Source organism: Paenibacillus sp. 01T47 (assembly GCF_056398245.1).
Map to the genome: position 1 here is coordinate 124,705 of NZ_JBFTPA010000006.1, position 26,291 is coordinate 150,995.

At 44.3% G+C, this 26,291-nt stretch carries 24 protein-coding genes; 18 read left to right on the top strand and 6 right to left on the bottom strand.

The genetic code is table 11. The annotated features are described in order from the left end of the window. Positions 1–193: 193 nt before the first annotated feature. On the bottom strand, positions 194–442 hold the full coding sequence (locus AC1DOV_RS14330) for a DUF2642 domain-containing protein (RefSeq protein WP_339208868.1): 249 nt from the start codon (positions 440–442) through the stop codon (positions 194–196). A gap of 193 nt (positions 443–635) precedes the next feature. On the opposite strand from AC1DOV_RS14330, the gene AC1DOV_RS14335 reads away from it, so the two are divergent. Both AC1DOV_RS14335 and AC1DOV_RS14340 read left to right on the top strand, forming a co-directional pair. Further along, on the top strand, positions 636–785 hold the full coding sequence (locus AC1DOV_RS14335) for a hypothetical protein (RefSeq protein WP_477550274.1): 150 nt from the start codon (positions 636–638) through the stop codon (positions 783–785). 204 nt (positions 786–989) lie between these two features. Next, positions 990–1,298, top strand: a complete 309-nt coding sequence (locus AC1DOV_RS14340; RefSeq protein ID WP_475448978.1) for a hypothetical protein — start codon at positions 990–992, stop codon at positions 1,296–1,298. Positions 1,299–2,070: 772 nt separating this feature from the next. Here the strand turns inward: AC1DOV_RS14340 and AC1DOV_RS14345 are convergent. Beyond that, entirely contained in the window at positions 2,071–2,184 is a 114-nt protein-coding gene (locus AC1DOV_RS14345) for a hypothetical protein (protein ID WP_477511445.1), read from the bottom strand. A gap of 202 nt (positions 2,185–2,386) precedes the next feature. Here AC1DOV_RS14345 and AC1DOV_RS14350 point away from each other — a divergent pair, with 202 nt between their 5' ends. Further along, positions 2,387–2,659, top strand: coding sequence for a hypothetical protein (locus AC1DOV_RS14350; RefSeq protein ID WP_477550275.1), 273 nt, complete (start codon positions 2,387–2,389; stop codon positions 2,657–2,659). A 396-nt stretch (positions 2,660–3,055) separates the two neighbouring features. Here AC1DOV_RS14350 and AC1DOV_RS14355 read toward each other — a convergent pair whose 3' ends face one another. Further along, the gene (locus tag AC1DOV_RS14355) at positions 3,056–3,310 is read right to left on the bottom strand and encodes a hypothetical protein (protein WP_339208871.1); all 255 of its coding nucleotides are present in this window, start codon (positions 3,308–3,310) and stop codon (positions 3,056–3,058) included. A gap of 460 nt (positions 3,311–3,770) precedes the next feature. Here AC1DOV_RS14355 and AC1DOV_RS14360 point away from each other — a divergent pair, with 460 nt between their 5' ends. After that, positions 3,771–5,540, top strand: a complete 1,770-nt coding sequence (locus AC1DOV_RS14360) for an ABC transporter substrate-binding protein (protein ID WP_477550276.1) — start codon at positions 3,771–3,773, stop codon at positions 5,538–5,540. Positions 5,541–6,164: 624 nt separating this feature from the next. Here the strand turns inward: AC1DOV_RS14360 and AC1DOV_RS14365 are convergent. Continuing rightward, positions 6,165–6,521 (bottom strand): hypothetical protein, encoded by a 357-nt coding sequence (locus AC1DOV_RS14365; RefSeq protein WP_339208874.1) that lies wholly within the window; start codon positions 6,519–6,521, stop codon positions 6,165–6,167. Positions 6,522–9,410: 2,889 nt separating this feature from the next. Here AC1DOV_RS14365 and rsmD point away from each other — a divergent pair. Both rsmD and coaD read left to right on the top strand, forming a co-directional pair. Continuing rightward, positions 9,411–10,007, top strand: a complete 597-nt coding sequence (gene rsmD / locus AC1DOV_RS14370; protein ID WP_477550277.1) for a 16S rRNA (guanine(966)-N(2))-methyltransferase RsmD — start codon at positions 9,411–9,413, stop codon at positions 10,005–10,007. Next, positions 9,994–10,497 (top strand): pantetheine-phosphate adenylyltransferase, encoded by a 504-nt coding sequence (gene coaD, locus AC1DOV_RS14375; RefSeq protein ID WP_076268326.1) that lies wholly within the window; start codon positions 9,994–9,996, stop codon positions 10,495–10,497. The genes rsmD and coaD overlap by 14 nt, the downstream gene beginning before the upstream one ends. A 39-nt stretch (positions 10,498–10,536) precedes the next feature. Here the strand turns inward: coaD and AC1DOV_RS14380 are convergent, their stop codons facing one another. Further along, positions 10,537–11,808 carry a nucleoside recognition domain-containing protein gene (locus tag AC1DOV_RS14380; RefSeq protein WP_477550278.1) on the bottom strand — a complete coding sequence of 424 codons (1,272 nt, stop codon included), beginning with the start codon at positions 11,806–11,808 and terminating at the stop codon, positions 10,537–10,539. Positions 11,809–12,016: 208 nt separating this feature from the next. Here AC1DOV_RS14380 and AC1DOV_RS14385 point away from each other — a divergent pair, with 208 nt between their 5' ends. Beyond that, positions 12,017–13,072, top strand: a complete 1,056-nt coding sequence (locus tag AC1DOV_RS14385) for a YlbL family protein (RefSeq protein WP_477550279.1) — start codon at positions 12,017–12,019, stop codon at positions 13,070–13,072. Between the two features lie 20 nt (positions 13,073–13,092). On the opposite strand, the gene AC1DOV_RS14390 is transcribed toward AC1DOV_RS14385, so the two are convergent. Next, entirely contained in the window at positions 13,093–14,343 is a 1,251-nt protein-coding gene (locus tag AC1DOV_RS14390; protein WP_477550280.1) for a nucleotidyltransferase, read from the bottom strand. 161 nt (positions 14,344–14,504) lie between these two features. On the opposite strand from AC1DOV_RS14390, the gene AC1DOV_RS14395 reads away from it, so the two are divergent. The 11 genes from AC1DOV_RS14395 (at position 14,505) to smc (ending at position 26,255) form a co-directional block, all read left to right on the top strand. Next, positions 14,505–15,026: a YceD family protein gene (locus tag AC1DOV_RS14395; RefSeq protein WP_054029020.1), complete on the top strand. Its 522-nt coding sequence runs from the start codon at positions 14,505–14,507 to the stop codon at positions 15,024–15,026. Between the two features lie 38 nt (positions 15,027–15,064). Continuing rightward, the gene (gene rpmF / locus AC1DOV_RS14400) at positions 15,065–15,238 is read left to right on the top strand and encodes a 50S ribosomal protein L32 (RefSeq protein ID WP_006036546.1); all 174 of its coding nucleotides are present in this window, start codon (positions 15,065–15,067) and stop codon (positions 15,236–15,238) included. 277 nt (positions 15,239–15,515) lie between these two features. Beyond that, the gene (gene fapR, locus AC1DOV_RS14405; protein WP_054029019.1) at positions 15,516–16,112 is read left to right on the top strand and encodes a transcription factor FapR; all 597 of its coding nucleotides are present in this window, start codon (positions 15,516–15,518) and stop codon (positions 16,110–16,112) included. Then, complete coding sequence (gene plsX, locus AC1DOV_RS14410; protein ID WP_430054995.1) at positions 16,096–17,085, top strand: phosphate acyltransferase PlsX; 990 nt, start codon at positions 16,096–16,098, stop codon at positions 17,083–17,085. The genes fapR and plsX overlap by 17 nt, the downstream gene beginning before the upstream one ends. A 9-nt stretch (positions 17,086–17,094) precedes the next feature. Further along, complete coding sequence (locus AC1DOV_RS14415; protein WP_076268331.1) at positions 17,095–18,081, top strand: beta-ketoacyl-ACP synthase III; 987 nt, start codon at positions 17,095–17,097, stop codon at positions 18,079–18,081. Positions 18,082–18,215: 134 nt separating this feature from the next. Then, a complete protein-coding gene (gene fabD, locus AC1DOV_RS14420; RefSeq protein WP_477550281.1) occupies positions 18,216–19,154 on the top strand; it encodes an ACP S-malonyltransferase in 939 nt (312 codons plus the stop codon). 15 nt (positions 19,155–19,169) lie between these two features. Beyond that, positions 19,170–19,919, top strand: a complete 750-nt coding sequence (gene fabG, locus AC1DOV_RS14425) for a 3-oxoacyl-[acyl-carrier-protein] reductase (protein ID WP_076268333.1) — start codon at positions 19,170–19,172, stop codon at positions 19,917–19,919. 91 nt (positions 19,920–20,010) lie between these two features. After that, positions 20,011–20,244, top strand: coding sequence for an acyl carrier protein (locus AC1DOV_RS14430; RefSeq protein ID WP_053375686.1), 234 nt, complete (start codon positions 20,011–20,013; stop codon positions 20,242–20,244). A 289-nt stretch (positions 20,245–20,533) separates the two neighbouring features. Next, positions 20,534–21,775, top strand: coding sequence for a beta-ketoacyl-ACP synthase II (gene fabF / locus AC1DOV_RS14435; RefSeq protein ID WP_054029014.1), 1,242 nt, complete (start codon positions 20,534–20,536; stop codon positions 21,773–21,775). Further along, positions 21,765–22,469 carry a ribonuclease III gene (gene rnc / locus AC1DOV_RS14440; RefSeq protein ID WP_076268334.1) on the top strand — a complete coding sequence of 235 codons (705 nt, stop codon included), beginning with the start codon at positions 21,765–21,767 and terminating at the stop codon, positions 22,467–22,469. The genes fabF and rnc overlap by 11 nt, the downstream gene beginning before the upstream one ends. A gap of 210 nt (positions 22,470–22,679) precedes the next feature. After that, the gene (smc, locus tag AC1DOV_RS14445; protein WP_477550282.1) at positions 22,680–26,255 is read left to right on the top strand and encodes a chromosome segregation protein SMC; all 3,576 of its coding nucleotides are present in this window, start codon (positions 22,680–22,682) and stop codon (positions 26,253–26,255) included. Positions 26,256–26,291 lie beyond the last annotated feature (36 nt).

The following is a 26,291-nucleotide window of genomic DNA, read 5'->3' on the forward strand; positions in this document are numbered from 1 at the left end:
CGCTGGAGAAAAACAGGAGCATCACCTTCTTTACCTAATTATTGGGATTATACCATTTGAATAGTGGATGATTATAGGTTTTTTTGAGAATGCTCGATGCACAGTCTAACAAAATAAAGTAACAGCATTCATAAGAAAAAGGGGTGCTCGCCAAGTAGGTTTGCCTACTAGGGGAGCACCCCTTTTGTTCGATTTATAATGGCATTGTCCATACAATTTCAGCGATTCGAACGCAAGCCTGACGGCTGTGTAATTGCAGGAGCACATGGTCTGGTTTTACGTCAATGATAGATCCTTCGATTGCTCCCCTCGTTGTTTCGAGTAATACGCAGCGACCAGTTAAGCGCATGAGGGCTTCTACTACATAAGGATCAATGGCCGATACGGTTTGGATTTGAACAGGATTACTCTGAACTGGACTGACGTTGCTTGGTTGATACAAATTATCCACTCCTTAAATATAGGTTCTAACCCATCATATGCAGATGCTTAGTGCATGGAGTGGGCTAAAGCCCTGTATCATTATTCGATTCGTTTGACATGCATATAAGTAATAAATTGGGTATAACATACTATTTTTAAAAAACCGATAATACTAAAATATGAGAACTACAGTAGATACAGGGGGAAAAAGATTGAGAATTACAAAGGAATCACTGGCTGAAAGAATTAATTTAATATCGGAGAGAGCAAAAGAGTACGATAATATTGGCGTCTTGATCATAAGTAAATGCCAATCGCTGTACGAGGAGTTAGATAAGATTAAAGAAACGGATTCTGCATAGCTAGAAAGAAAATTAACATTGTTTAAATTCAATCTTGATAAAATGGACATTATTTTAGCAGACCATAAAAGCGGGAAAAACCTAGCATATGGCAGCTTATCTACACGTTTAAACTTAAATGTAACCTACATATTATTAGTTTTCTGTATACTAATATACTCGGGTCTTTTTGTATTTATCGATTCCTATAATAGTGCTGATCCTATGCAAAATATAAATGTTTATGTAACAAATTATTTGAAATATTTTCTCGTTAGCGTTATGGGGGCGCTATTATACTTCATAACGGATTCCATGGTCGTTTACAGTAAAAGCATGACTAGAATACTCGTAGCGATGTTTATACCCGTGCTGTTTTTAGGAGTACTATTTACGCCAGGCGAAACTCAAAACTTGGATTTGAGCAGTACAAACGTGATGTTATTTTTATTTGGTTACTCCTCCAATTTAATTTCTATTTTGCTGAATAAAGCAATCAAAAAAGTTGAACAGTTGTTTAATGTTCAACAATAAATGAAAAGAGGACGTTTCATAAGTAGTTATGTTCGCTGTTGCCATAGCTTGATTTGAACAAAAAAGCTGGATAACATTAAAAAATAGCGTTGCTGGCGGTTATGCCTGCACCGCTATTTCCTATTGTGGTATATAGCTGCTTGTATAAGTGGAATATGTGCAATCGAAGGCCGCATCAGTCTTAGATTTACTTTTGCAAACTGCGAAGCAGGAACTGAACTCTGCCTGCACCGCTGGTTATTCTTTATCTAACCCTTTTATCCAAACCTGACGGCAATCACGTTAGGATTCACTCATTCGTCTCACTGATCTCACCGAAATCGCATAACTTCCTAAGCTCACATCTATCTCTAACGAACTGTATCCTGCTTATTAAGCATAAAACTGCCTTTCTGAAGTTTTAACGAACTGTATAGACGTTATAGCTTGCTGAAGAGGGTGTTAAGCGTTATTTTTCTCGAAATAACGTCTCGGGAGTTCGTTAAAATTTTAATCCCTTATAAATGGGTTAAATAAGAGCTGCTAGGTTCGTTAGCTATAGGTCTAGTAGGAGAGAGCATTGTTGGAAGCAGTGAAATCAAAGAAAAGCCTTATCAACCAAACAAAGTAAGGGCTGTTCCAAACGTAGATAGATCTACTTCTGAGCAAGCCCTCTTTGTTTAGGTTGCGTAACGAAGATTTTTTGCTGACGATTACTACATTATCGGGTATTGAAGAACTAACCTTAATCATCACCATAAGTATCGTTCACTATTTTTTCTTGCTTTTCTTATTAAAACTCCACAGGTGATTGAGCCATTATGTAATTAAAAGGCGTGTAGTTATTGCTAGGTAATTGTTTGTTTAATATCATTTTAGTAATTACAGTTCCAATTAAGAGTAACAACAGTAACTCTGAATATGATCAAGAGACCTGAGTCCATGAGTGATCACATCCTTAGATTAATTTTATAAATCAATGTACTGCTCCTTATTAAAGACAGGTAATACCTAAACCGAAATCATTTTCAGCATAAAAAATGTAAATATGAGCACTATAATTATTGGGCAATAAAGGACTATAACAATAATTATTGGAGGTTTATTCAATGAGCGTGAAAAAGGATGCTGATGATTTTCTAGAAAATCAACAATTGCAGCAAGCACAGCAAGAGGTTCAGGTGGCGCATCAATTGATGCAAGTAGAGAGTCAAGAATTACTAGAAGCGGAACAGCTCCTGCAAACGGAGATTCAACATGTTTTGCAGGCTCAACAACAAGTGAAACAAGAACAACAAGATATTCAAGCAGCACAACAATTACTACAACAAGCACAAGCTGCTGCTATCGCTTCTCAAAACAATCCACTTCAAGACTCCTAAGAGCTAAAGTGTTGAAACGCAATGGCAATGAAATAAGTGAAGATGAAAAGCCTTCGGATAAATCTGTAGGCTCTTTCATGTGTTCCTGATCAAGATTCGTGTGATTCGTGTGGTAGGGGACATATGTAGGAATTTCTACTTCTATTTCTATTTCTACTCATAACAATGCCTTCTCTCGACAAATTCTTTGATAATTCCACTAAATTTTAACATACCAAACAAAGTATGAATACACAATTTGAGCAAAAAATAAGCTGATATTATTGGATTGATGTAGAGTCAGAAATTGAGACTTCATCTAAAGTGTTACATCGTTAGAACCGGAATGAGCAAAAACTAAAAAAAGGGCCCTGATGAAGAGCCAATTCATAAATCAAATCATAAATAAAAATCATGCTATCCGCGTTGTAACAGTAAATAGCCGGATACAGCTGTTGTTCTCTTGCTAACAACTACAATAAAGCCGTTCTTCTTCAAGCATTTTATTGCAGGGATAAGGAGCGAGCCTGAAGTTAGTTTGCTTTCACAAGGTTTAGCACTGCCGATGACACGGGAAGCAGTAATTTTGCGAGCAGAACCGGGGATAAGCGGGTTTCTTGTCCAGGATACTAATACTAAATCAGGTTCTAAAGGAATACCTACAGAAGACATATCTATCACCTCGCTTTCACTAGACTCTATATCAAATGCTGGAGGATGATAGATTGTGACTTAAATGATGCCTTTTTTTGAGATACATGAAATGATAGTTTGATTAGTAGAATTTTAATAATAAAGTAAATCAGAAAAGAGCCATCAGGATGTTTCCTTGCGACTTTGCGCATAAGTCACTGTAAACAGGTATTAAAAACGTCAAATTCCTAAGTAAATTAAGTTTAGCTGGTTATCGTAAACTTTTAAAACGATTACATAATATATTTCATTCAAGGGAGATAGTACTATATCATTAATTAAATATTGCCTTTTATTTGTTCGACATAGCAAAACGTAAAATTTGGAATTTGTTTAGGGTACCCCACTTATTAATTTCATTATACAGGTGAAAGAAAGGTGTAAAGAGTGTAGAATATGCTCAATAGATTTCCTCTTTTAAGTGAGGTGAGGAATTACGATGTTAACGATTGAACGTTATTTAACGCTGTACGGGCGGTTTGCGAGTGAGCTTGGAGCTGGGGCAGCGGCGGAGGCATCACTTGAGAAAATAGCTGAGGCGCTGTATTGTACGGAACGAAATGCCAAGCTTGTCCTCCGCAAACTGTCAGAGGAAGGCTTCATCGAGTGGAAGGCAGGAAGAGGCAGGGGCAACCGATCACAGATTACTTTCCGGAAAGACCGGGAGAAGCTGCTTCTGGATCTGTCACGACAATATGCCGAAGACGGTGATTATAATAAGGCTTTTCATCTTCTCCAGAACTTTGGGGAAGGAACGGCGGCCAATGAGAAATTTATGGAGTGGATGAGAGGCAGCTTTGGCTTCCACAAACAGCAGGGGAAACTGGCCGATGTGCTGCGCCTTCCTATTACAAGGACGATCATGACTTTTGATCCGGCAGAATGTATCTTTTCATTTGATGCGCATATCATTCAGCAGATTTGTGACAGACTTGTTGTGCTGGAGGAGAATACGGGCCGGATATTGCCCGGTATCGCCCATGAGTGGGAATGCAATGAGGATGCTACAGTATGGACTTTTCATCTGAGGAAAAGCGTATTATTCCATGACGGAACTGAACTTACTGCAGCTGATGTTGTTTTTACGATAGAACGTCTGAGAAGCGGAAAACTGAATAGCTGGATTATGCGGTCGCTGGACAGAGTCGAAGCCATATCAGAACGGATTGTACGCATTCAATTGCATAAACCCAACTGGTTATTTCTCAAATATGCCTGCTCCGTTGTAATGTCAATATTGCCTTCAGGGCTGCTGGGGCAAAGCGAAGAGATGTTCTGGAAGCGTCCCATTGGCACAGGCCCTTTCCAGATTGAAGAGTGGAACAGTGGAAGGCTGCTGCTTGAAGCAAATGTACAATATTTTCAATCACGTCCTCATTTGGACCAGGTCGAAATCGTACATGTACCGCAGCATGAAGCTCTTAAGGCCAATGTGGCAAGTTGGAAGCAGCTGATCTGTGATCCGAAGCAGCAGGCTGTGATGGAAGAGGACGGCTGGATCAAGCTTGAATCCAAGAATGTCTGTACGAGTATGCTGAGCTTTAACATGCAGAGAGCAGGGCTTCAGCAGTCGGAGATGTTCCGCACTATTTTAGATCAGCTGCTTGACCGGAATCGAATGATTCGCGAACTTGGAGGCTACCGGTATATGCCGGCCAAAGGTTTTTTCCCTAAATCAGAACCTTTTGAAGGAATAAGGGAAACAGGTTGTGATGAGGAGCTGCGCAAGCAGATTATCCGATACGGATTCGATCAATCGCCGATTACGTTATGTTCGCATACGAGTAATGAGGCTGATGCCCGATGGATTCAGAAGCAGTGTACCGACTATGGCATTAAGATGCAAGTTCGTGTTGAGTCACCGGAGAATGTGCTGGACGAGGTTGATATGACGCTGTATTCGCTCGTATTTCCTGAGGATGAGGTTAGTTTGATCGAGAGCTGTGAACAGGAAGACAGCTTCTTGAAGAGACTGATGACGCCGGAACTGTCGGTTTGGACACTTGATCGATTTGATGAAGCGCTTGCTTGCAGGAATTCGCCAGACCGAATGGCTATTTACACAGAAATTGAAGAGAGAATTCGGGAGGAGTACCAGGTCTTATTCTTGCTTCATAGTAAATTTTATACCGACTACCATCCTTCTTTAAAAGGAGTTCGGATCAATTCGCTCGGCTGGATTGATTTCAAACACATTTGGCGTGCCTAACAATTGGTTCCTCTTTTTACATCTTTAAAATGATGCATGAGATTTAGAAAATCCTCCTCGAAAGCCATTCAGAGGAGGTTTTTTTCATTGCTTGGATCTAATTAACTAAAGGACTCAGCAGTCTTTATAAAAGTTTCTTGCTTATATTCTACTGGTCTTTCTTGAATACTTTAAAAATTATAAGATGTTAAAAGTGCATCGAACAATTTGAGTACTGCTTAAGGGGAATCGCGCGAATTATTTGCCGTTAGACCCATTAGGGTGAGCCTTACCCTAAATAAGAAAAAAGCATTTCCTGGATATTTCATTATTTTAAAAATCCTTGTATCTTTTTATAAATTGGGTTGTCTTATATTGAGAGGCGTATCGATATGACAAGGGGGATGGGGCTGAAGGAACTGCGGATAGTGTAACTAAACGGAATTGATAATACACGGTTGGTCGAGACCCTAATTTGAAGTCAATTAAAGCCCTAGGCTGTGAGCTAAAATCGATAGGATTTCGACAACTAGTTGCGATTCTTGTCTCACAAACAGGGAGAAGTCTCCATAATAGTAGGGAGGCTTTTTTCCTGTTTTTACATGTGATTTGGATTTTCAATATCGTTATAAATGATGGCGTTTATTACATTTGTGCAAAGTCTTCTGGCTGCATAGCATCCCATTCATCGCTTCGATATGCTTTACCATTATATCTTACATAATACAGCATATTCAGGTTTTTAATTTCTTGTTTTAATACTTTCTTATCAAATGGTCCATTTCCGAAAATTTCATTTAAATCTTCATTCAATAAATTCAAAATTTCATCCGGCATCATGGCGTTACTGTTATCGATAAGCTCTACCCCTGAGTACTCCAAGTTCATTTTAATTTTAAACCCCGAACTGACAATCCCTTTTATTAATAATGTGGAGTTACTTTTTGGTTTTTGTTTAATTTCATCAAAAAACACGGAACAATTAATACCTTCTGGAATCAAGGGAACACCTCATATCTAATTTTACTCCTTAACAGGAGTCTATTAGTATTGTACACCTAATTTATTTATTTCTCTCTCTTATTTAAGATTCTTCTTTATTATTTTAAAATCAAAGCATTGCTAGGCATGGTTATATCATTAATATTGACTAGTTACCATTTAACTGGAAGAGAAGAGGTTGGCAAAAGGATCACAACGGCCAACGAGAGATGGGTTAAAAATGAAAGAGGAAAGTTGAATCTCAACAGGATGAGTTAGAACTGATATTAATTATTTGGAATTGGGATCATGGGGCTTTATACAAAAAATAGGGCCCCCTTTTCATGGAAGAGGAGATCTTCCCCTTTCGGTTAGATAGCGAGTAGCCTATAAAGAATATAAAATAAGATTATTCAGACCTTTCACATGTCCGAAATGGTACGAAATAAGGCAAGGTTTTTCTCATTTGTTCTATTTATTCGTAATGCCATGGTAGTATAAAAAATTTTCTTAATTTCAAAGCAGAAGGCTGGCGCAAGCTGGCCGTAGCGCTAAGAGCATCTAAATAGAAAATAGCCCAGCAACCAAGTTGAACTGTGACCCATAAGAAGGACACTTTGAAAAAAGTGCCCTCTTATGGGTCACAGTTCAGACTGGTGAGCTGTTTTTTATTTGTGGTATGGTTAGCGTAATATAAATATGGGCTAGCTCAAGGTTGATTTTAGACCATCCTAAGCCAGCTATCTCACCTCGGCGCATGCCATAGGTGGGTGGCACAATAATGATCTGTTTTAAACCAAAAATGAGGAGAGTGTATTTAAATGACAATGGATCTTAATAAAATGGTGAATAACGCTTTAATGTGAATGATAAAGGTAGGCTATGTGTATGAAGTGTTTAAAAAGGCGAGGGTCATGAGGAGGTATTGCATGCATCCAGCAAAAAGATATTACGATTTGGGATATCGTTTTAACGAGTAGGTGATGATTTGGTTTGTGCGGCTTACGGATCGGAGTAGAATCCTATCATGATTAAAGATGACGAGGAAGATTTTAATAATCAAGAATGAACATTGAAAACCATTAGAATAACAAATTATAAATAATGTAACATCCGAAGGCAGTAAGTCCTAAAGCGATTAATTTAAATGCTGGCTGTAATTTGTAAAATAACATGGCGTTATCCCTTCATTTCATGGATTATATTACGTTTAGTGTAACACGGATTTTAATTTGGTTTCAATTAACCGTTTGAATATCGAGGATCATGAAGAGGTTTCACATAAAAACTTTTAAGGAGCAAATGAAACGTTACGAATGATATACCATAATCCAAATAAGTATGCGTAAAAAAGAACGATAAATACTCCTAATATGATTATTATTACTTTCATTACTTTCTGCATCATGGATCACTCCTTTTGATCCCATGATACAGAAATTTTTAGTAAGGAGTGAGTACCAACTTTAAATAGTACCGCATGAAAACAGAATAACTTGTTGAGGTTATACGGGATAATTAATTACGTTAAGAAGGCCACCTACGAGAAATATAACTCCCATAATCAAAATTACTAAACCGCGGTCTCGGTTAAAAGTCTGTTGGCTGTCACTCGTTTCAGAATCGTCACCAATCCGCCTAAATAACCAAGAATTAGGTTTTTTTATCGAATATATCCCGAGTGTTAAAATAGCAATACCAAGAATTAATATGAACATTATACCAACTCCCTTAATGACAAATACGAAATGATTTATTATTAGTTCCGATTTGAATATTGAAAATCATGAGAGATGAACAAAGATGAACGACATGGGTAAACCATTAACAACATTATACTTCTTTCTGGTAAGGTTGAGTGCATAGATGAGTTAGAAGCTGTTACAGTTTATCTTACTGGAATCGAAACTGTATCTACAGCAAATTAATGTAAATACTTATGGCGTTGGAAGCAGAAAAACTGATTAGAAGAGTTCGAAATTTTACATCGAAAGTCCTATTTTCGTGATACATTGTAAGAAATTTGAAGCAACATCAATAAATAAAATGGGGTGGAGAGGTGTTCTCATTGGAGTGAGGGTGAGCTTGTGATCGAAGCTTAACAAGAAGAATTGCAGATAAAGCTAATCGTTTGGAACTGGGATCGACCTGTGATTGGAAAAATAACAAAGATGGACTCGCGAACAAAGTCGGCTTATGTAGTAAATCATGGGAATGTGATTAAAGTTCCGTAGATGGATATAATGAAGTTATAGTCGGCAGGCAGTTAATTATATAGAAGAAGCCGAAAAGCCCTTATAAATAATAAGGGCTTTTTCTTATCTTTATGTACAATAAACAAGGGTGTAAAAAAGTGTATCCTTGTTATTCAAGACTTTAACGGGTTTATGTAAATCATTAAAATGATCGAGGTAGTTCTTAATGGTGTCCCGGAAGGGATTCGAAAACGTATAGTAAGTAAGGTTATAAAAAATGGAGTATTCCAGACAGAAAGCGACTTATTTTGTTAGATAGTAGTGAAATGTATCTCAACAATAATTTTGGTGGACAATTGGTGGACAGGAATATAGATTGCATTCAATTTAACTCAAATAAACCTTGATATAACAAGGATTTAAACAAAAAAATCGGGCGCCCCTTTCGGAGCGCCCTTTTCATGGGAGAGGAGAAACCGGACGAAGAGCTTATGGGGAAACGTAAGTCTTCTCCGCGGTTGTCTACGACATCTTGCGACGCCGATAAATTTATTTTGTCCTTATTACTTGTAAATATACTTGTTCAAAATGAAAAAAATATCGGCGTACAGATATAGGTCAGCGGCGTCCACAATTTTCGAGATGCAACTGCTTTATTATGAACGGGATTCTATGGTACGATAGGCGGGAATGAGATAGAAGGGGGCAATTGCAAGTGAGAGTCATTGCGGGCGAGGCCAAGGGCCGCACGCTTAAGGCTGTGCCTGGTATGAATACGAGACCGACAACGGATAAGGTTAAGGAAGCTATTTTTAGCATGATCGGACCTTACTTTGACGGAGGAATAGCGCTGGATCTGTTCGCAGGTACAGGTGGATTAGGTATCGAGGCTTGGAGCAGAGGCATAGAACATACTGTTTTTGTTGATCGGGAAAGAATAAGCATTGATACGATTCGTCAAAATGTTGAAACGGCGAAGATGGGAAGCGCTGCTGAAATTTATAAAAATGATGCGGAGCGCGCATTGAAAGCGCTAGCGAAGCGGGAGCAAAAGTTCCGGCTTGTTTTTCTTGATCCGCCATACAAAATGATTACGATGGATAGTCTTATGACGCAGCTTGCCCATAATCAGATGCTTGAGCCTGATGCGATTATCGTAGTCGAGCATGATGCAGCTCACCGTTACCCTGAGAAGCTGGAATATTTTGACCAACTGAAGCATGCGAAATACGGGGATATTGCCGTTTCTATATATCAATATTACAGCGATGACAGACATCAAGACGGGAGTGAATCCGATGTTAACGAATAAACAAGAGCGCGTTGCTGTATATCCAGGCACGTTTGACCCTGTAACTTATGGCCATTTGGATATTATTCGAAGGTCTGCCAAACAATTTGATCGGCTAATCGTTGCCGTATTGAACAATTCGAGTAAAAATCCTTTGTTCAGCGTGGAGGAGCGCAAAGCGCTGCTTACAGAAGTGACGCGCGATATTCCAAATGTGGAAATTGACAGCTTCCGGGATTTGCTCGTTCGATTTATGAAAACACGGCAAGCTAATGTTATTATTAGAGGCATTCGTTCGGTAACTGATTTTGAATACGAGCTGCAGCTCGCTTCAACTAATCATTTGCTTGATGATGAAATAGATACGATGTTTATGATGACGAATCCGAAGTATTCCTACTTAAGCTCAAGCATCGTCAAAGAGATCGCACAATTTCACGGCGCAGTGCATGAGCTGGTACCGCCGATTGTGGAGAAGCAGCTAAGAGAGAAATATAATTCGAAAATTTAAATAAATGTTTGAAAAAGCCATCGTTTATCTTATTTTGGATTATATCGATTTACCTGTTCTCCGGAATGGCAGAAGAATGAGGGATACAAGCAGTCCCAAAAGAGTAAGTAGGATGCAGGCTGACAGGGAGAACTGCCATAAAAATGGAAAATCATTTGCATTTATAATAGCAGCGACAGTGTGTTGCATAGGGTAAGGATCAGATGACGCCAACGTTGGCGTTGCCCCAGGTGCGAGTATCGGACGAAGTATAGAAGTGAGCGGCTTCCACAGGATGATCATAAATACCCAGGCATGGAGAGCGTGAACGATTCTCCATAATGCGAATGGGAGCAGCTTAAGGTCCGTCCCTGTAATGGAGTATCCAGCTTGTAAAATGCCGCTTAGTCCGCTCCATGCAAGCACAGTTGCGATAGCAGCAGCATTTCCGAGCATACCGGCTCCGGGAGCATCCCAGATCGCAGCCGCATAAGCACCCATATGACCTTCAAAAAAAGCCTGGCTAATAAAGTTTAGCCCAGCCTTATCCAGCCAAGGAGAGAGCAGCGGCTCTGATAATTTTGCAAGCACAGCTGCAAAAATCATAAATCCGCCGATCATCATAAGCCTCTGAACGCTTGCTGCAACAGAGTCTCCAAGCGCTTTGCCGAAGCTGCGGCCATCCTGCTCTCTTCCGAGGCGAAATGCCTCTGCTGCACGATGAAGGATGGTGCTGCGATGCTCCGCGTCATTGGCTGTTGCTGATTGTTTTTGACCTAGTTTCTGACCTGGCTGTTCCTGATCTGACCGCTCCTGACCAGGCTTCTCTTTACGGCTGAACAGCGTCATTATAAACATGACCCATAGCGCGGATATCCATACGGCTGCAGCAATAATGGCCCCTACAATGGGCTTGTGCAGAAAGCCTGCGCCGATAACGACAAGCATAAATAATGGGTTTGGCATATGAGCGAGGGCAAGCAGACGCTGGCCCTGTTGTTTTGTCACGATGTTTCTTTTGCGTAAGGAAGCTGTCGCTTCTGCTCCCGCGGGATAACCTCCCATCCAACCAAGCACTATCGTAAGCGCGGCTTCACCTGGCAGTTTAAACAGTCTGCTCATCAGCGGCTGGAGCAGAGAGCCTAGCGCATGTGTGAGCCCAAAGGCTGCAATAAGCTCAAACAATACGAGAAACGGCAATAAACCGGGGAATACAATATTCCACCAGACGGTGAGTCCTTGAAGCGAGGCTTGAAACGCAGCATCTGGCTGAATGATGATGGCAACAACGAGCAATATGGACAGGAACGCTAACATAACTGTTTTAGCCAATGCTACTCCACTCCTTTAATCTGCTGCAAACATAGAAATGATGCGACACGCCTAAAGGCAGGGCTAGGGCATCATGAGATGGACAATCATATACGTTAAATAGTACGCGTATAAAGTCATGGATAGACCATTTGGAGCAGCTTGTCTGCCTCAGAATAGTTAATGCTATATTTGACTGGCAAATTGGAAGTTTGAACGGGGTGTGCGATTGCAAAAACAACGATCAGATTTTCGCAGAATAGCAACGATCGCTGTATCGACAGCGGCTTTGATGTGGGTATTGTTATATGCTCCAACGCCCTATGTTGTTTATGAGCCGGGGATAGCTGTACCTGTTAAACCGATGGTAACGATTGAAAAGGGAGATGCTTTAGGAAAAGGCGACTTTTTGCTGACAGCAGTGAAAATGACGGAGCCTAATTTCTTGCGGACTATTCAATCGATGTGGAATTCGAATATGGATGTTCATCTCAAACGAGATGTGCTGCAAGGATACACAAAAGAAGAGTATGCACAAAGGCTAAGCATCATCATGCAGGGCTCGCAAAACAATGCGATTGAAGCTGCATATCATTATGCAGAATTACCCTATGCAAGCAAGCTGAACAGCGTTGTTATTACGGAAGTAAATCCTATCGATCACCCTATGAAAAGTTCATTCAAAGCAGGAGATAAGCTTTTAGGCATTCATGGCGAAAAACCGCCGAGCAGCTTGGCGGATTTGTTTGAGACGCTGAGAGGGTATGATAAGCAGCAAAATGTTTTATTTGATGTGGAGCGCAAAGGGCATCAACTACAGGTCTCTTACTCATCGGATACATTAAAATCTGTCTCGACTAACGAGCAGCTCTTGAGTGTTCTGGGCATCGTAAACTTGACGGAACAACGCGGCTTGGACCCATCGGATCACAATAACCGCATCAGTATAAAAGTAGGCGATATAGGGGGGCCATCGGCCGGTCTCGTTTTTGCTTTGCAATCCCTGGATCTGCTAACGAATGGTGATTTGTCGGGAGGTCATCGCATTGCGGCGACAGGCACGATTACTCCACTCGGAGAAGTCGGAGCTATCGGCGGAATAAAGCAAAAAGTTGTCATTGCAAGCGAGGAAGGCGCGAAGCTGTTTCTTGTTCCTTCTGATAACTATAAGGATGCCGAGGCGAAAGCAAAAGCGCTTAACGCCTCGATGAAGGTGGTCAGCGTAAGTACGCTGAAGGAAGCTGTGGAGCAAGTAAAAGTTTATCTCACTGGGAACGAAAGGTAACTTTCATTTAATTAATTCGATTAGGGATCGATGGTTACGGGTCTTTCCGTAAAATCACGGAATAACGATTGAGGGGCATGAATGCCCGGTACGCCTAGTGAATAGACACTGCTCGCTTGTGTATCAAGCTCCAAATAACGGAAGGGCTTTGGTGCTCTTGCTGCGCTTTGCAGCACAGGCAATTTGGCACAATTTCGCATGCGTCGCAATAAAAGCTTGCCTTTTTCCGTAAAACCAAGCACTCTTATATATTCAACACCCGAAGCAAGCTTATCCGGTGTGAAATCAGATTTCTGATGTCCAAGCAGAATGGCAAGAAGTGAACGCTGCAGCTTCGTTCTCGTATAGCGCTTCGTTTTTAAAGCTTCTAGAAGGTCATCGAACTGGCGCGAGGGCAGCTTGGGAAGGGTATTCAAAATGCGATGCTCCAATCCTTCTGTCATCTCATGCAGGTTCGAAAGTTCATATGACGAGTGAGTTACAATCGCGTGAAGCAGCGCATTCGTAAAAGGCTCCCAGCTGATCGGGCAACGTCCGCTAGCCCATTCCTGCTGCAAGATTCGCGTTGTGGATTCCGGTACATAAGCGCGCGCTTCCTCAAGAGATCGTTTCTCGAGCAGCAGCTTGCGGATTGCGGTCGCGCTTGCGATTTGGCTGTCGGTTGCGGTTTCTTGATTGTACTGCGCTTTCTCACGAGTGATAGTGTGCGGCTCCATTTTGCCGCCTAGCCGTTTCAGCGCAAGCAAATAATGGAGCGCTAATGTATGATTAGGAAGCGCGAATGGAAAATTAGCGGCAGAGGAATAGCCATGATCCGATAAGTAGGTGGTAATGGCGCTGCTGTACGCGTTCGGATAACTAATTCCCGTTTGAAGCAGCTGCTTCAATAAAGCTTTAAAGGCTGGCGGCTCGTTTGTAATGAGCTCTGCAGCCTGTAGCAGCGGCTCAAGCTCACCGTTTTCCGTTCCGAAGCAGAAGCTTTCAACGACGCCTGTCGCCTCTAATAAGGACACAGCGCCATAGGCGAACCACTCTGCGGCCTGTGTTGCGTAAGCAACCGGCAATTCAATGACAAGATCGCAGCCGCCTTCAAGCGCCATACGTGTTCTAGCCCATTTATCCAGCAGGGCGGGCTCGCCGCGTTGCAGGAAATGGCCGCTCATAACGGCAACGACGGCGTCAGATTGCGTTATTTTGCGCGATTGTTGCAAATGATACAAATGTCCGTTGTGAAATGGATTATACTCGACAATGAGCCCGACGGTGCGCATTCGCTTGATCCTCTCTCTGTTAAATGTTGGTCGTTTCACTATAGCATAGAGAGGGAGCACAATCACGGTCTGCATCAAGTGTTATTGAAAAACCGTGTGAAAATGTTGACAAAACAGTAGTCTGATAGATATAATAATCTTTGTTTGTTTGGGGTGATCTGATGCAGTTTCATATTCAAGAAACAATGTCCAAAGGGTTGAAAACTACAATCGACGAACAGCTCGATGTTAGTGACCTTTTTAAAGGACGCCAAGATGTTTATCGTACGGGACCTCTCCATGTATCGCTTCAGGTAACTGGGCACGAAGAGTTTATCGAAGTGGATGGCAAGCTTGCCATCGATCTCGAGCTTGCCTGCTCACGCTGCCTTGAACCGGTAAAGGATCATACGGTTATTCGATTCTCTGAAGTATTTAAGCGGGCTACGTCTGACGAAGACCGTGATGAGGATATGGAAGAGGAAGAGAGTGATTTCATTGAAGTAAATGCGGACAGACTGGACTTGAAGCCTTATGTGGAAGAAGCACTTCAACTGTTCATGCCTTTTGCACCGCTTTGCAGCAATGATTGTAAAGGTCTCTGTCAGACTTGCGGACAGAACTTAAATGAGCACAAATGCAGCTGCTCCACGGAGAAGGTTGATATCCGTTTTGCAGCGCTAAAGGATCTATTTAAGGAATAAGAGTAGTGCTGATTGAATTTTTGAAGGAGGTGTTAAATATGGCAGTACCTCAGCGTAGAACATCCAAGACTCGCCGTGATAAACGTCGTACGCATTTCAAACTTGCAGTACCGGGCATGGTGAAGTGTGAGCAATGCGGCGAGCTGAAATTGGCTCACCACGTATGCAAAGTTTGTGGATATTACAAAACAAAAGAGATCATTTCCCAATAAGAAATGATGTCTGGGATAGCACTTCATCCAAGTGATGAAGTGCTATTTTTTTGCTCATATCGATTCGTATGACGCTTGGGTATGGATGAAAAAGTAGTTATATTTTTATGCAACATTGCGCTCGAGCGTATTTTTTTATATACTTAATTAGTACCAGGTGATAATATCAAGCAACATACATATACTAATCGTACTGATGCCTCACAAGGCCGCGGAACAGATATAAGATTGTCTATCATTCACTATTTGGTAAAAGGTGGTGCCGAACATCGAACGAATGCCCAAACGGCAGCGGCATCAGCAGCTTGCCCGACACATTGATGAAAATCCTTTTATAACGGATCGGGAACTGACTAGGTTGCTCAAAGTAAGCATCCAGACGATACGCCTTGACCGGATGGAGCTTGGTATACCAGAACTTAGAGAACGTCTGAAGCTGATGGCAGAACGTTCATACGACTCCGTTCGATCGCTCGCATTGCACGAGGTGATTGGTGATATTGTCGATTTGGAATTAGACAAGAGCGGCATCTCGGTATTCGAGATTCGTGAAGAACATGTATTTTCCAGAACGGGCATTGCACGCGGTCATCACGTATTTGCACAAGCAAATTCACTTGCCGTTGCTATTATAGATGATGAAATTGCACTTACCGTAACAGCGGACATTAGATTCATTCGACCTGTTAAGCTTGGGGAGAAATGTATTGCCAAGGCTTATGTTCGTTCCATTTCGGGCGAGCGAAGCAAGGCGAAGGTAGAGCTGTTCACATATGTCGGAGACGAAATGGTGTTCCAGGGTAACTTTGTTATTTATCGGTCCGCGGGAGACACAGATGCTGAAGGAGGAGACGTACGTGCGGATCGCTATTGATGCTATGGGGGGAGACAATGCCCCTGGCTTAATTGTGCAAGGAGCGCTTGACGCGGCGGCGCAGTGGCCCGATACAGAGCTGCTGCTCGTTGGTGAAACGTCTGTTATTGAACCGCTCATGAAAGGGCAGAAGCCCGCTAATATAACCATTTGCCATGCTGATGAGGTCATTGGTCCAGATGATGAGCCTGTTAAAGCGGTACGCCGCAAAAAAGGAGCATCTATGGTCGTTGCTGGACAGCTCGTTCGTGAAAAGCAGGCAGATGCTATGCTGTCAGCAGGCAATACTGGCGCTTTGATGGCGACTGGACTTCTTGTCGTCGGTCGAATGGATGGAATCGAACGGCCCGCGCTCGCTCCTATGATGCCTACGATGGATGATGTCGGCATTCTTACGCTTGATTTGGGAGCGAATATGGATGCAAAGCCGGAGCATCTGCTGCAATATGCAATTATGGGAAGCATTTATCGTGCAAAGGTTCACGGACTGGAGAAGCCGAGAGTTGGGCTTCTGAACGTGGGAACTGAAGCGATGAAGGGCAATGAGATGGCTAAAGCGGCTTACGCTTTGCTTGAGCAAGCTCCAGTGAATTTTATCGGCAATGTTGAAGCAAGGGATGTTCTAAATCGAAATTGCGATGTCCTTGTTTGCGACGGTTTTGCCGGCAATATTATGTTGAAAGCCATGGAAGGCGCCGCGGGTACGATTTTTGATTCGCTTAAGGACGCTTTCGGTCAAACGCTGTTAACTAAGCTTGCTGCGGCTATCATGCTTCCTAAGCTGCGTGTGCTTAAGAAGAGAATGGACTATAAGGAGCATGGCGGTGCACCTTTGCTTGGACTGAATGGCCTTGTAGTAAAATGCCACGGCTCCTCGGATGCCCTCGCTGTGAAAAATGCCGTAAGACAGGCTCGCAGCGCCATTCAAGGACAATTGATTGAAACAATCGCATCAGAAATCAACGGGAAGTGAGTGTGCGAAATGGGTTTACATCCTGTCGGAATAATTGGTACTGGTAAATACGTGCCAGAACGTATTTTATCGAACAAAGAGCTAGAAGCAATGGTTGAAACAAATGATGAATGGATAGTTACTCGCACAGGCATTAAAGAACGCCGCCTAGCGTCAGCAGAAGAAGCAACATCCGATCTTGCACTGCATGCATCGCGTGAAGCGATTGCTGCTGCTGGCCTTACGGCAGAAGATATCGATCTCATTATAGTTGCTACAATTACGCCTGATATGTTTTTTCCTTCGACTGCCTGCTTGCTTCAAGATAAGCTGGGAGCAAAGCAAGCGGCTGCGTTCGACTTGTCGGCTGCTTGCTCCGGGTTTATATATGGACTAGCGACAGGAACGAGTATGATCGCCAGCGGCATGTACAAGCATGTGCTTGTTGTAGGCGCTGAGACGCTATCGCGAATTACTGATTACACGGATCGCAACACATGCATTTTGTTCGGTGACGGTGCAGGAGCAGTTGTACTTGGACCGGTTGAAGAAGGCCGCGGCTTCCAATCGTTTGTGCTTGGCGCAGACGGAAGCGGTGGAGACTTGCTGAAGGTTCATGGAGGCGGATCACGCGTTCCAGCATCGGAAGAAAGTATCCAGTCGAAGCAGCATTTCATTCATATGGCTGGCAATGATGTATTCAAGTTTGCAGTTAGAATTATGGGCAGCGTGGCTGAAGAGGCTTTGCAGAAAGCTGGCCTAAACAAAGAAGATATTGATCTTCTTATTCCTCATCAAGCGAATATTCGGATTATCCAGTCCGCTTTAAACAGACTAAGCTTGTCGGAAGATAAAGCGATGGTCAATTTGGACAAATACGGTAATATGTCATCGGCATCCATTCCAGTTGCACTGGCTGAAGCCGTTGAGCAGGGTCGTGTCAGTGAAGGAGACCGCCTTGTGCTTGTAGGTTTCGGCGGCGGCTTGACATGGGGAGCTTCCGTTCTGGTATGGTAGTATGAGCGTTGCAGCTTTTTGAAAAAATAAGACGTTATAAGTTTTCCTCTTATGACGAGCTTACATATCACCGCGAAACGAGCTATACTGTCTGATGCAGTTCGAGCCGTATACGTGTGTAAGGGGGAAACGTTATGAGTAAAATAGCATTTGTTTTTCCGGGGCAAGGCGCACAAGCTGTCGGAATGGGCAAGGACGCCTATGATGCGTTTGATCGTTCCCGTGCGATTTTTGAACAAGCGGATGAGGCATTGGGCTTCTCATTAAGCCAGATTATTTTTGAGGGACCAGAAGATATCCTTAAACAAACTGCGAATACACAGCCAGCACTGCTTACCGTTAGCGTTGCGCTATTGGAAGCGCTGGAAGGCCGGGGGCTGAAGCCGGATTATGTTGCTGGACACAGCCTTGGGGAGTATAGCGCGCTTGTCGCTGCTGGAGTCCTATCCTTTGAAGATGCAGTTCGTACTGTCCGTGCTCGCGGTCAATTTATGGAGCAAGCTGTTCCTAGCGGCCAAGGCGCAATGGCAGCAGTGCTCGGCGCTGAACGCGATACGCTCGCAGCGCTTTGTGCGGCAATTACAGCTGAAGGCTCGGCTGTTGAGATTGCAAATGTGAATTGTCCAGGTCAAATTGTGGTGTCTGGTACTGCAGCAGGTGTTGATGCTGTTGTCCAGCGCGGCAAAGAAGAGGCTGGAGCAAAACGGGTTATTCCTCTTGAAGTAAGCGGTCCATTCCATTCATCCCTAATGAAGCCTGCAGCTGTAAATCTTCAAGCGACATTAGCTGATATAGCGATGAAGGATGCTAAAGTTCCTGTTGTGGCGAATGTCACTGCCAATGCGGTAACATCGGCGGATGAGATACGTGGTCTGCTCGTAGAACAGGTGTGCTCACCTGTCCTTTGGGAAGATAGCGTACGTTATTTAGTCGAGCAAGGCGTTGATACATTTGTGGAAATCGGGTCGGGAACGGTGCTTGCCGGCCTCATCAAAAAAGTCGACAAAAATCTACGCGTCATCTCGATTAACAGCATCAGTGCGCTTGAAGCGCTGCAGGTGAATGAACAATAGGATGGAGGGGATTCGATGTTTGCTAGCTTGGAAGGAAAAAAAGCACTCGTAACAGGCGCATCGCGGGGCATTGGCAGATCGATTGCTATTGCCCTCGCCGAGGCAGGCGCGGATGTTGCCATTAACTACTCAGGCAGCGAAGCGGCAGCAGCTGAAACGGCGCAAGCTGTAGAAGCACTCGGTAGACGCGCTATTGTAATAAAAGCTAATGTTGGCAAAGTAGATGAATTTGAAGCGATGGTCAAGGAAGTCATCGAGCAATTCGGCGCGGTTGACATATTAGTGAATAATGCGGGCATTACAAGAGATAATTTAATCATGCGTATGAAGGAAGACGAGTTTGACCAAGTCATTGAAACCAACTTAAAAGGGGTTTTCAATGGCATTAAAGCGGTCACTCGCTCTATGATGAAACAACGCTCCGGCCGAATCATCAACATTTCTTCTGTTGTTGGTGTGCTCGGAAACCCTGGGCAGGCTAACTATGTCGCAGCCAAAGCTGGTGTCATTGGTCTTACTAAGGCTAGTGCCCGCGAGCTTGCGTCACGCGGCATTACAGTTAACTGTGTAGCCCCAGGATTTATTCAAACCGAAATGACGGACAAGCTGCCGGAAGAAATGCGCCAATCTTTATCTGGCCAAATTCCGCTTGCCCGTCTCGGAGATCCGAGCGACATCGCAAACGCAGTCCGTTTTCTTGCTTCGGATGCTTCAGCCTATATGACTGGACAGACGATTCATGTGGACGGCGGCATGTATATGTAACACCAGATAATTCAGCAATAATGAATTAAAACGGTTACGTATGGCATTTTATCTTTAATTCTCGTATAATACCATGGAGGAGGTGAACCGGATGTCCGAAGTAGTAGATCGCGTAAAACGTATCGTCATCGACCGACTAGGCGTAGACGAAGCGGAAGTTACACTTGAAGCTTCATTTAAAGATGACCTCGGCGCTGACTCTCTTGATGTCGTTGAATTGGTCATGGAGCTAGAAGACGAGTTTGATATGGAAATTTCTGATGAAGATGCTGAGACTATCACCACTGTGGGAGAAGTAGTTAAATACATACAATCTCATACGTAAGAAGGACAAGTCCCGTTTTTAATAAACGGGACTTCTCTCCATCTAGGCAGTTTCATGCATTACACTTAAGCAAGCAAGGCAGCTTTTATATAAAGAAGCGTGAATGGCTTTATGTGCATCTCATTTATACCTCCTTATATTTCAAGCGTAAAGGTTTCGCCGTTTGGTACGGCTAGGCTTGTATTTACGGAGAAATATAAGCAGGGTATACGCAATATAGCAACATTGACCGATTAACAAAGGTGACGCAGCTTGCGCATCAAATTTGCTGGACATAGAGGTGAATCGAATGAAACAAAGAGTTGTTGTTACGGGTATGGGGGTTATTACCTCACTCGGTTCCGATTTGGAAGAGTTCTGGGGTAACTTGCTGGACGGAAAATCAGGTGTATCGGTTGTTGAAGCTTTCGATTTCTCTGAGTATCCTACGCGCATTGCCGCAGAAGTTAAAAATTTCAATCCCGAAGATTACGGTTTAGATAAAAAAGAAGCACGCAGAATGGATCGTTTCGTACAATTCGCTGCAGTAGCTAGTCAATTGGCAGTTAAAGATGCTGATTTGCAAATTGGTACAAATGCTGACCCTGAGCGTGTTGGCGTTATGGTCGGTTCCGGTATCGGCGGACTTGGCACTTGGGAAGACCAGCACAATATTTTGCTGGAGAAAGGCCCTAAGCGCGTCAGCCCATTCTTTATTCCGATGATGATCGCGAACATGGCTTCTGGACAAGTATCCATGCTTACTGGTGCGAAAGGTCCAAATAGTACGGCGGTAACCGCTTGTGCTACGGGCACTCATTCCATCGGCGATTCTTTCAAATTGATTCAACGCGGCGACGCTGACGTGATGATTGCTGGCGGAGCAGAAGCGACGATCAGACCGACTGGCATGGCAGGCTTCTGCTCAATGCGTGCGATGTCCGTTCGCAATGAAGAGCCTGAAAAAGCAAGTCGTCCGTTCGACGTTGACCGTGATGGTTTCGTAATGGGCGAAGGCGCTGGTGTACTCGTGCTTGAATCACTTGAGCATGCGCAGGCACGCGGTGCAAAAATTTATGCTGAAGTTATCGGTTATGGTATGAGCGGTGACGCTCATCACATGACTGAGCCAGATCCAGATGGTGCAGCTCGCTGCATGGTGAAAGCATTTAAGGATGCTGGAATTGATCCTTCTGAGATCGACTACATCAATGCGCACGGCACTTCGACACCTGTCGGTGATCGCTCAGAGACAAAAGCGATCAAAAAAGCGCTCGGCGACCATGCTTATAAAGTAGCGGTCAGCTCAACGAAATCGATGACAGGTCATTTGCTAGGTGCTGCTGGCGGCGTAGAAGCCGTAATTCTCGGCTTGACTATCAAAAGCGGAATCATCGCTCCGACTATTAATTTAGACAATCAAGATCCGGAGTGCGATCTTGATTATGTACCTAATAAACCGCGTGAAGCGAATGTAAGGATAGCATTGTCCAACTCATTCGGATTCGGCGGTCACAATGCATCGATCGTGATGAAAGTTTATGAAGCGTGATTCCTTCTATGAGCTGCAGCAGCGGCTACAGCTCAGTTTTAAGCGGACAAAGCTGCTGAGGCAAGCTTTCACTCATACTTCTTATGTAAATGAACACAAGCGCGGGTCAGCTCAGGATAATGAGCGTTTGGAATTTTTGGGAGATGCGGTGCTTCAATTACTCGTTTCTGAGTACTTGTTTGCAACGTATCCGCAGCGGCCTGAGGGCGAGCTCACGAGAATGCGTGCGTCAATCGTCTGCGAGCCATCTTTAGCCCAATTTGCTGAACGCTTGGAGCTCGGTTCGCATGTGCTTCTCGGACGCGGTGAAGAGCAGCTAGGCGGTCGGCAAAGGCAAGCATTGCTAGCTGATTTGTTCGAGTCGTTTGTCGGTGCCATTTTCCTTGACGCAGGAATTGAGGAAACGAGAGCTTTTCTTAATGAGCATATGTTTCCTTTTGTTGAGTCAAACGACTATGGTCTTCTTGTTAAAGACTCCAAGTCGAAGCTGCAGGAACGATCGCAGCATCATGGGCTTGGTGCGGTGGAATACCGAATCATTGAAGAACGTGGACCTGCGCATGACCGTGAATTTGTCGTTGAAGTATATCTCGGTGAAGAGCGTTTTGGCGTCGGCAGCGGGAGGACGAAGAAGGAAGCGGAGCAGCGTGCTGCAGCTGAAGCATGGCGCACGCTATCGCAGGAACAAGGCTAATCAGCATAGAGAGTTTCCGGAAGGTCTTCTGACCTGCCGGGCGCTCTCTTTTTTTATGAACGTTTATTATGTGGCCCTGATAAAAAGGAAGAGCGGATTAACCAGCTGAAATAAGGTGATAAACGCAGCATTTGGTTGCTTTTAGTAGCTTAAATGGTTATCAAGGCCCATAAGATGTGGTACAATGAGGGGTGAGGTGAAAACCAAGACATGTTTCTGAAACGGATTGAATTATCAGGCTTTAAGTCTTTCGCTGATCGGACCGAAATGGAGTTTGTAACCGGTATTACTGCGGTTGTAGGGCCGAACGGCAGCGGAAAAAGCAACATCTCGGACGGCATACGCTGGGTGCTCGGCGAGCAAAGCGCAAAGTGCCTCCGCGGCGGCAAGATGGAAGATATTATTTTTGCCGGAAGCGATGCTAGGAAAGCTGTCAATTACAGCGAGGTATCCCTTACTCTTGATAACTCGGATGGGGCATTGCCGCTCGAGTATAACGAGGTAACAGTGACACGGCGTGTACATCGCAGCGGAGATAGCGAATATTTAATAAACAAGCAGCCATGCAGGCTAAAAGATATTACCGAGCTATTTATGGATACCGGTATCGGTAAAGAAGCTTATTCCATCATTGGACAAGGCCGAATTGAAGAAATTTTAAGCACGCGCTCGGAGGATCGTCGCGGAATATTTGAAGAAGCCTCCGGCATCGTCAAATACAAGTCGCGTAAGCGCGAAGCGCAGAGAAAGCTTGATGAAACTGAGCAGAATCTGCTTCGCATTCATGATTTGGTGACGGAGCTCGAAGATCAGGTTGGCCCGCTTCGCAAGCAATCGGAGAAAGCCATTCACTTCAAAGCGCTCAAGGAACAGCTGAAAACGAAGGAAATCTCTATGTACGTACATAACATCGAACAGATTCACGGTTCATGGACGGAGGCAAACGGCAAGCTTGAGCGTTTGCAGCAGGAGCAGCTTCAGCTATCTACGGTTGTCAGCAAGCATGATGCACATTTGGAGAAGGATCGTCAGCAGCTGCGGGAGCTTGAGCTCGAGCTTGATCAGCTTCATGAAGCGATGCTGCAAATTAGTGAGGATTTCGAGAAATGTGAAGGATACGGCGAGGTATTGAAGGAACGCAAGCGCAACTTGGAGCAAAATAAACGTCAGCTTGAAGAGTCAATCGCTGCACAGGACGCTCGCATTGTCAGCATGACGCAGGAAGAAGCGGAATTTCGCAGCCGCGCAGCTGCGTTGCAGCTGCAGCTAGCAGATTTGCGCTCGAAAATAGCCGATGAAGAAGCGCGTCTGGTAGGCGTTGCAGGCGGAGCAGTCGTTGATGCGGAAGAAACACTCAAAAGCGAGCTATTGGAAGTGCTCAGCTCGATGGCGCAGCACCGCAACGAAATTCGTTATGCTTCGCAGCAGCAAGAAGCATTGCAGCGACGGATGGAGCGAATTAGCGAGGATGAGACCAAATGGCTGGAGCAGCAGGAAAAATTGGACGAGCGACGCTCTGCACTTGCGGCTGCGCTTGAATCTACGCTGGCGCGACTAGAGCAGGCAAGAAACAAAACGCTTTCGGAATCTGAACAAACGAGAAAGATTTCTCAAAGTTTGGAAGAGGTCACTTTAGCTATGCGAAAGTGGGAGCAGAAGTTAGACAGCCATGTTTCTAGGCGCGATACCATGAAAGAAATGCAGGACGCGCTTGATGGCTTTATGCAGGGCGTAAAGGAAGTTCTCAAAGCTTCCAGACGCGGCAATAGCGGAATCAGCGGTGTTCATGGCGCGGTTGCGGAGCTTGTTCGTGTTCCTGAACGCATTGAGACTGCCGTTGAGACTGCACTGGGCGGGGCCTTGCAGCATGTGGTCATGGAGGATGAGAAAACGGCTCGCGCAGCTATCGCATTCTTGAAGCAGCGTCAGCTAGGACGAGCTACCTTCCTGCCGCTCGATGTCATACGTGGCAGACAAGTTCCTGAGCATGACAAGCGTATAGCCGAATCCATTGAGGGCTTCGTAGGCGTTGCTGCTGATTTGGTAAGCTCGGATGACCGCTATTCAGCGATTGTGAACAGTTTGCTTGGCAATGTATTGCTAGCAGAAACGCTGGAGCAAGCTAACCGGATTGCATCGAAATGTCAATATCGATACCGCGTCGTCACGCTTGAAGGTGATATTGTCAATGCTGGCGGTTCAATGACGGGGGGCAGCTTGCAGAAGAAAGGTGCTAGCCTGCTTGGTCGTCAACGACAAATCGACTCGCTTGATCAAGAGATTGCAGATGCTCGCAAGATGGTAGAGCAGCTTCGTAATAAGCTAAGCGATTTGCGCAAAGAACATTCTATTCGCACGCATAATATTGAGGAGCTGCGTGCAGAAGGCGAGAAAAGCCGTATTGAAGAGCAGCAAATTAGAGCTGAGCTTCAGCAGCTTCACAATGAGGCGAAGCATCTCGACGAACAGCGTCAGCTGTATTCAGCGGATCGGAACACTCATTTGTCCGAGCAGAAAGATGTTCAGGCAGCAGCCAAAGCTGCAGAGCTCCGTTTAGAACAATTGGTTGTAGATGAAGCGAGGCTGCAGGAAGCGATTCGTATGGCAGAAGAGCGGCGTAAAGCTAGCGAATTTGCGAAGGAAGAGCTGCAAGGCCAGCTTACCGATATTAAGATCGCTGCCGCGAAGACTGATCAAGAGAAATTATCGTTCGAAGATCAATCGGCGAGAGTGCGTGCGGAAATTGGCCGAGCAAAGCAAGAGCTTGGAAGCTTGCGCTCCTTGTCCGTTCAGCAAGAGGAAGAAATCGCAAGGCATGCCGATGAAACGGTACAGCAGATTGAACAGCTCAATCACCTGCGTTTGAAGAAGCAGGAATGTGCAGAGCAAACGGATTTCAAACGATCAGCACGCGCTAAGCGTATTGCCGAGCTCGATTTGGGCGAGAGTGAAACGAAGGAGCAGCGCGGACAACTTCGGACGGTTGAAGAGCAGATGAGGCAGACCGAAATTGCTGCTAACCGTCTAGACGTGGAGCTTGATAATTTGCTTCGGAAGCTCAGTGAGGAATATGAGCTTAGCTATGAGCTCGCTAAGGAGCAATACCCTATACCTGAGGATGTTCTCGGTACACAAAATGAGGTTAGAGACGTTAAACGTCAGATAACCGCTCTTGGTGAAGTGAACTTAGGTGCAATCGAGGAGTATGAGCGAGTCAGCGAACGTTTTGAGTTTTTGTCCGAGCAGAAGGATGATTTGATCGACGCAAAAACGACGTTGTACCAGGTCATTCGCGAGATGGACGATGAGATGTCCAAACGATTCAAAGCGACGTTTGAAGCGATTCGCAGTCATTTTGTTATCGTATTCGCGAAGCTGTTCGGTGGTGGCCGGGCTGATCTTGTGCTCGTTGAGCCAGATCGTGTTCTTGATACAGGAATCGACATTGTCGCTCAGCCGCCAGGCAAAAAACTTCAAAATCTACAGCTGCTCTCTGGTGGAGAAAGAGCTTTGACCGCAATCGCTTTGTTATTTGCGATTTTACAGGTGAAACCCGTTCCGTTCTGCGTGCTTGATGAGGTTGAAGCTGCGCTTGATGAGGCAAACGTATCACGCTTTGCTCAATATTTGCGTGAGTTTTCAGAGCTTACGCAGTTTATCGTCGTTACTCATCGTAAAGGCACGATGGAGGAAGCGGATGTGCTATATGGTGTTACGATGGAGGAAGGCGGCGTATCGAAGCTCGTTTCTGTACGCTTAGAGGATGAAGAGCCGGTATCCGCATAACTTATAGAAAAAACGGCAACGTGAGGATGGGGAGTT

Bases quoted from the DNA above. Each gene is read 5' to 3' on its own strand.
- AC1DOV_RS14340 (WP_475448978.1), top strand. From the start codon at position 990: ATGCAAAATATAAATGTTTATGTAACAAATTATTTGAAATATTTTCTC.
- AC1DOV_RS14350 (WP_477550275.1), top strand. From the start codon at position 2,387: ATGAGCGTGAAAAAGGATGCTGATGATTTTCTAGAAAATCAACAATTG.
- AC1DOV_RS14355 (WP_339208871.1), bottom strand. From the start codon at position 3,310: ATGTCTTCTGTAGGTATTCCTTTAGAACCTGATTTAGTATTAGTATCC.
- AC1DOV_RS14360 (WP_477550276.1), top strand. From the start codon at position 3,771: ATGTTAACGATTGAACGTTATTTAACGCTGTACGGGCGGTTTGCGAGT.
- coaD (WP_076268326.1), top strand. From the start codon at position 9,994: ATGTTAACGAATAAACAAGAGCGCGTTGCTGTATATCCAGGCACGTTT.
- AC1DOV_RS14390 (WP_477550280.1), bottom strand. From the start codon at position 14,343: ATGCGCACCGTCGGGCTCATTGTCGAGTATAATCCATTTCACAACGGA.
- AC1DOV_RS14395 (WP_054029020.1), top strand. From the start codon at position 14,505: ATGCAGTTTCATATTCAAGAAACAATGTCCAAAGGGTTGAAAACTACA.
- rpmF (WP_006036546.1), top strand. From the start codon at position 15,065: ATGGCAGTACCTCAGCGTAGAACATCCAAGACTCGCCGTGATAAACGT.
- fapR (WP_054029019.1), top strand. From the start codon at position 15,516: ATGCCCAAACGGCAGCGGCATCAGCAGCTTGCCCGACACATTGATGAA.
- AC1DOV_RS14415 (WP_076268331.1), top strand. From the start codon at position 17,095: ATGGGTTTACATCCTGTCGGAATAATTGGTACTGGTAAATACGTGCCA.
- fabD (WP_477550281.1), top strand. From the start codon at position 18,216: ATGAGTAAAATAGCATTTGTTTTTCCGGGGCAAGGCGCACAAGCTGTC.
- fabG (WP_076268333.1), top strand. From the start codon at position 19,170: ATGTTTGCTAGCTTGGAAGGAAAAAAAGCACTCGTAACAGGCGCATCG.
- AC1DOV_RS14430 (WP_053375686.1), top strand. From the start codon at position 20,011: ATGTCCGAAGTAGTAGATCGCGTAAAACGTATCGTCATCGACCGACTA.
- fabF (WP_054029014.1), top strand. From the start codon at position 20,534: ATGAAACAAAGAGTTGTTGTTACGGGTATGGGGGTTATTACCTCACTC.
- rnc (WP_076268334.1), top strand. From the start codon at position 21,765: ATGAAGCGTGATTCCTTCTATGAGCTGCAGCAGCGGCTACAGCTCAGT.
- smc (WP_477550282.1), top strand. From the start codon at position 22,680: ATGTTTCTGAAACGGATTGAATTATCAGGCTTTAAGTCTTTCGCTGAT.